The 5,651-nt window shown below is 57.1% G+C and carries 3 protein-coding genes; 2 read left to right on the top strand and 1 reads right to left on the bottom strand.

Annotated features, from left to right (window positions below):
* Positions 1-266 precede the first annotated feature (266 nt).
* A complete protein-coding gene (locus ABX962_RS28555; RefSeq protein ID WP_372724581.1) occupies positions 267-2,312 on the bottom strand; it encodes an ATP-dependent DNA helicase in 2,046 nt (681 codons plus the stop codon).
* 292 nt (positions 2,313-2,604) lie between these two features.
* Here ABX962_RS28555 and ABX962_RS28550 point away from each other — a divergent pair, with 292 nt between their 5' ends.
* Positions 2,605-3,774 carry a hypothetical protein gene (locus ABX962_RS28550; RefSeq protein ID WP_372724580.1) on the top strand — a complete coding sequence of 390 codons (1,170 nt, stop codon included), beginning with the start codon at positions 2,605-2,607 and terminating at the stop codon, positions 3,772-3,774.
* A partial coding sequence (locus ABX962_RS28545; protein ID WP_372724578.1) for a hydantoinase/oxoprolinase family protein occupies positions 3,771-5,651 on the top strand: 1,881 nt, incomplete at its 3' end. The genes ABX962_RS28550 and ABX962_RS28545, both read left to right, overlap by 4 nt.

The following is a 5,651-nucleotide window of genomic DNA, read 5'->3' as shown; positions in this document are numbered from 1 at the left end:
TGCGTTTGGGAGAGGTGGCATACGGCAAGTCACCTCTCCCGAGCTTCAGCGCGGGAGAGGTCGGGCGGGCCCTTCAGGCCTCGTCCGGGTGAGGGCCGACCGCGCAACTGAGCTTGCAGCAGGCCACTGGCTTGCTCGGTCTGCCCTCACCCGAGCATCGCTGAAGGCTCTGCTCGACCTCTCCCAAACAAAGTTTGGGCGAGGTAACTCACGGTTGCCTCCGGCCTTGAGATTCGCACTATATAACTGCAATTAAGTACGATTCCCTACCTCTTGGCGTTGGCCGAGGTCAGCTTGACCGGCATCTCGGGAAGCGCCTGCAGGAATGCTCGTCCATAGGGTTTGCTTTCTAGCCGCGGATCAAGCACAACGACCATTCCCTTGTCCTGTTGGGTGCGAATCAATCGTCCAAATCCTTGCCGAAATTTGATGATTGCTTCGGGCAATTGATAGTCGTTAAACGGATTGCGGCCACTGGCCCGAATCGCTTCCAATTTGGCTTCCAGCAGCGGGTGATCAGGCACCGAGAATGGCAACTTGGTGATGATGACGTTCGTTAGCGCTTCGCCGGGGACATCGACGCCTTGCCAAAAGCTGTCGGTGCCAAACAGCACCCCTTTGGGATTGCGGCGAAACGCGTCCAATAGTTGCGTGCGATTCTGAGTCCCCGCCTGGCTGTACAGCAGCAATTCGTTTTCAGCCAACCAAGGGGTCAAGGCGGTGGCACATCGTTTCAGCAAGTCATAGCTAGTGAACAAAACAAACGCATGTCCGTCGCTATGGCGAACAAAGCGTTTGATCTGATCGGGAAGTGCCTTTTCGAACTCGGCACGCTCTTTTGATGGATCCGGGAGTCCGCGGACGACCACCAATTTTGCTTGCTCTTTGTAGTCAAACGGGCTGCCCACGCGAAGCGATAGACCACCCGTCAATCCAACTCGCGAACGATAGAAGTTGAACTTGTCATCGTTGCCGGTTGCCAGCGTCGCGCTGGTCATCACGACGCTGCGGATCATCTTGCTTTGGAACAGATGTTCGCGAAGTGTCGCGCCGACATCGATCGGGGATGCCGCCAAAGTAACGCGGTCCAGTCCGCGACGCGAACCGCTGCGTTCGAGCCAATAGACCGCACCGTCCAGATCGTGATTGATCCATTGCCGCAGTCCGCCAGCGAGCGCCATCATGCGATCGTGAGCCGATTCAAAATCCTTTTTCTCGGATTCATCCTTCTGTCCTTCCGCCTGCTCCAGCAGCGCTCTCGCGAGGGCTTCCATCGGTTGGCTAGCACGATTGTCGACCACGCCGGGGTGCAGCACGCGTCCATTGCGAGTGCCCGAGTTTTCCCACCAATCGAGGATATCGGCAAACAGGTTGGTGGCTGCAAAACGGCATCGTTCGAGTTGTTTTTGAAGCCCGAGCAATTGTTTGTCGACCAGCAATCCTTTTTGCGTGCGGTCGTTGTACAGTTTGTCGAACAGGTAGTCGAATTGGCCACTGGTCAGCCGGATCCCCAGATGGTCACCCGCGACCGCCTCGATCGTGTGACATTCGTCCAGGATGACGGCATCATAATCCGGCAACAGCGCAACGCCTTGTTGCCGTAGTGCCAGATCACTAAAGAACATTGCGTGGTTGACGACCATCAATTCCGCATTGTTGGCGCGTCGACGTGCTTTGAAATAGAAGCAGTCTTTGAAGTGCGGGCATTTGCGGCCCAGGCAATTGCCGGTATCGCTTTTCATTTCGTCCCAGACCGACGAGTCGGGGCGATTGGGAAGCGTTGATAGTGAGCCATCGTTGGTCACTTCGGCCCATTTCAGTACCCCGCGAACTTGCTCGTACTGGATTTCGTTGGCCAACAGTGAAGTCATCTTCGCGGCGGTGCGGTTCATTCGCCGCAGCGACAGATAATTCGAGCGGCCTTTGACCAGCACCGAGGAAAATTCGCGAGGAATGACGCTGTTCAGCAGCGGGATGTCTTTGTTGATCAACTGTTCCTGCAGGCTGATCGTATGTGTCGAGATCAGAATGCGGCGTTTGCGACCGGGCTCGTTTTCGTCTTCGACATCGAGCAGCGGTTTCTCGGGCTGCCCTTGTTGTTCGGTCGCAAACAGAATCGCGGGAACGAGATAGGCAAAGCTTTTACCGGTGCCCGTGCCCGCTTCGGCAATCAGATGTTGTTGATTGCGAAGTGCTTTTTCCACATCGCGCGCCATCGCCAATTGTTCAGGCCGCGGCGTGAAGTTGTTCAGACGACGAGAGATGCTGCCGTCCGCACCCAGGATCGATTCGGATTGAAGATTCTCAGACAACGAGGCAAGTCGCTAGGGAATAAGGAAAGGGGATGGTCGTCGGACGGAACGTTTGTAAGACGCACCAAAATAGCAGTCGCGGGAAATTTGGGCGAGCGTCAATGGTTCAGTTTACCCGACCCAAACCATTACGTCTTTGCCGCCAGGCGGCGTAATTCCGACCGCGCCCAATGCCCGCGAAACGGTGGAAATCGTGCTCGCGTGGTTGCATCCCGACACGCTAGCCCTTGTAATGAGCCCGTTCCTTTGCGTCGTTTCTGCTTGCATTGTCTCCGATTGTGCCGAGTGATTAATGAGTCTTCACCGTCAGCCCTGCCCATCCTGTGGCCGAGAACTCGAATTACCTGCCGATGCGATCGGACGCATGGCGAAGTGCCCCGCCTGCGAAGCGACTTTTAGGATTGCAGAGACTGGGGGGAATCGGCCCGCTGCGTCACCGGATCCTGTACCACCCTCTGCGAGCCAGCCGCCAGTTCCGAGCCAGCCGCCCGAATCAGCAGGCAGTGAAAATCCAGCAGGCAGTGAAAATCCATTCCAGACGCCGATCGCAAGATCAAGCGAGACAACGGGATCCGCAAGCGGTCGCCCGGTCAACCCATACCAAGCGACGTCGTATTCGGCGGAACCCGTGCTTCAGTTAGGCGAAACCGAAATCGTTCAGCGGCCGATCGAAGACATCGTCTCGCCCACGTTGGCGATTTTCGGGCAACGTTGGTCGCCGCTAATTTTGGCAGCCTTGATCCTGTTAGTGGCAACCGGGATTATTTTCGGAGTTCCGTTTTTGCTGATGTCCATTATCGGCAGCATGATCGACAACGGTGCTTTACCCAATGGCGGACCGATCCTGGCGATTGCAGCATTGTTATTCTTTCCGTTTATCGCCTTTCTGAGTTGCTACACAACGGTTGGGTTTGCCCGGGTCTCACTGGCGGTCGCCCGCAACCAACCGAGTCCCTTGTCTCAATTGCTTCCGCCGTTGGTCATTGTTTTTCGTTTTGCCGTGGGCTTGGTGGCATTGCTGTTTGCCCTTGCCCTGGTCAGTTTGGTGGTTCTCGTCGTGATTGGTTTGGTCGGCAGTATCGAAGGGGGCGAGGTGATCGCTGCGGGGTTAGCGATCTTGGCGATGATCGTGGCAACGGTCTTTGTGTTTGCGGCTCAGTGGTTGCTATGGCCTTGGATTTTTGTCGTCAGCGATGGCAAGACATCGGCGCTGGGATCGATTCGCGTGGGCTACCACATCACGATGAGCAATAAGGTGACATCGTTGTTGGTGGTGATCATTGCGACCGTGTTGTCGATGGCCGGTTCGGCGGCATGTTACGTGGGACAATTCGTGACGACGCCCCTGACGATGCTGATGTTTGCTGTCGGATATCTGTTGTTAACCAATCAAGCGATCGACAATCCCAAAGATTCGATGGCTCCCTACGTGCCTCCCTCTTATCCACCCCAACAAAATTGAGTTTGAATTCCATCATCCAAGTCTGGGCCGACGTCGGCGGCACGTTTACCGATTGTTTCGTTGTCAGCGGCGGCGTACGTCGGTCGACCAAAGTGCTGAGCAGCGGAAAAGTTCGCGTGAGAGCAACGCGATGCGAACGCTCGCAACACGAATTCGACCTCGAGTCCGATACGACCGAATATCCGCTGCCCGATCATTTTTGGAATGGTTGTCGGGCATCGTGGTTGCGTAGCGATGGCGTCGCCGTCGAAATCGGGACGGTCACCGGTTTTGACGCAGCCAAGAACCGTATCACGGTCGATGGCGACGAATATGTAGCGGCTGAGTTCCCCAGTTTTTCGGAATCGTTTGTCTTAGAGCTGGATGCTCAATTGGAAGCACCAGTGCTTGCGACCCGGTTGCTGCTGGCGTGCCGGCTCTGCGATCCACTGCCCGATCTTGCGGTTCGGCTAGGGACCACTCGCGGCACCAATGCGCTGCTGACCCGCACGGGGGCCAATACCACGCTATTGGTGACCGAAGGTTTCGTGGATGTGCTGCGAATTGGCGAGCAGGATCGGCCTGAGCTGTTCGCGTTGGCGATTCAGAAACACGATCCGCTTACCGAGCAGGTCGTCGAGGTGCGTGAGCGAATCGACGCTAAGGGTAACGTGTTGTGTCCGCTCGATGAGTCGGCGCTGCGTGAATCTTTGCTGCAGGTCAAGGCGTCGGGGACCGAGTCGCTTTCGATTTGTTTGATGAACGCCCATGTCGATGATACGCACGAACGCGTTGTCGAGCGGATGGCTCGCGAGTTAGGATTCGATCAGGTCAGCCGGTCGAGCGAGGTCGCTCCGCTGATCAAGTTGGTGTCACGCGCCGAAACAACGACGCTGGATGCGTATTTGAATCCGATTTTGGCGAGTTATGTTTCCCGGGTGTGGAATCAATTTGGCGGCCGTGATTCGTGTCGATTGCAAATGATGACCAGCGGCGGCAATTTGGTCGCGGGCGATACGTTTCGAGGACGCGATAGCGTTTTGTCGGGACCGGCCGGAGGAGTGGTGGCGCTCGGACAAGTCGCTAAGTCCGTGGGGGCCGCGTCGGCAATCGGATTGGACATGGGGGGGACGAGCACCGATGTCAGCCGGTACACGGGGCAAGTGGGGCGATGTTACGAAGCACGCGTCGCGGGGTTGCGAGTGTTGACGCCGATGATGGACATTCGCACGGTGGCCGCAGGCGGCGGATCGATTTGTGACGTCGTGAACGGGCGAATGGTGGTCGGGCCCGCCAGCGCCGGGGCGGATCCGGGACCGGCGTGTTACGGACGCGGCGGGCCGCTAACGATCACCGATATCAACCTGCTGCTGAAACGGTTGCCGGTGGATCGGTTTCCATTTCCGCTGGATGAAATGGCCGCCAAACGCCGGATCGAAGAAGTCGCGAAGCAGTTGCCTGAATCGGTCGAGATCCCCAGTCTGGAGACACTCGCCGAAGGTTTTTTGCAGATCGCCGTCACGCATATGGCCGAAGCGGTCCGCACCGTCAGCACGGCCGAAGGCAACGATGTGCGTCAGATGACGTTGGTCGGATTCGGCGGCGCAGCGGGCCAGCATCTCTGTCGTGTCGCCGACTCGCTGAAGATGAGCCAAATTATTGATCACCCTGACGCCAGTATGTTGAGCGCGCTGGGGATGGGACTGGCCGATATCGGCCGCGTCGTGACGCGAGGCGTCTATGCGACACTGGATGACGCATCCTCCGAATGGATCTCGCGGATCGTTGATGAGCTGCGTAGCGAAGCGGACTCGCTGATTGCCGATGAAAATGTTGACCACGTGCCGGTGCAATATTCCTTTGAATGTGATGTTCGCTACCGAGGCACCGAGTCGTCG

The organism is Novipirellula sp. (genome assembly GCF_041583735.1).
Classification (GTDB): Bacteria; Planctomycetota; Planctomycetia; order Pirellulales; family Pirellulaceae; genus Novipirellula.
This window is presented reverse-complemented; position numbering and strand designations above follow the sequence as displayed.

Excerpts from the sequence above, each read along its gene's own strand:
- ABX962_RS28550 (WP_372724580.1), top strand. The coding sequence starts at position 2,605 with ATGAGTCTTCACCGTCAGCCCTGCCCATCCTGTGGCCGAGAACTCGAA.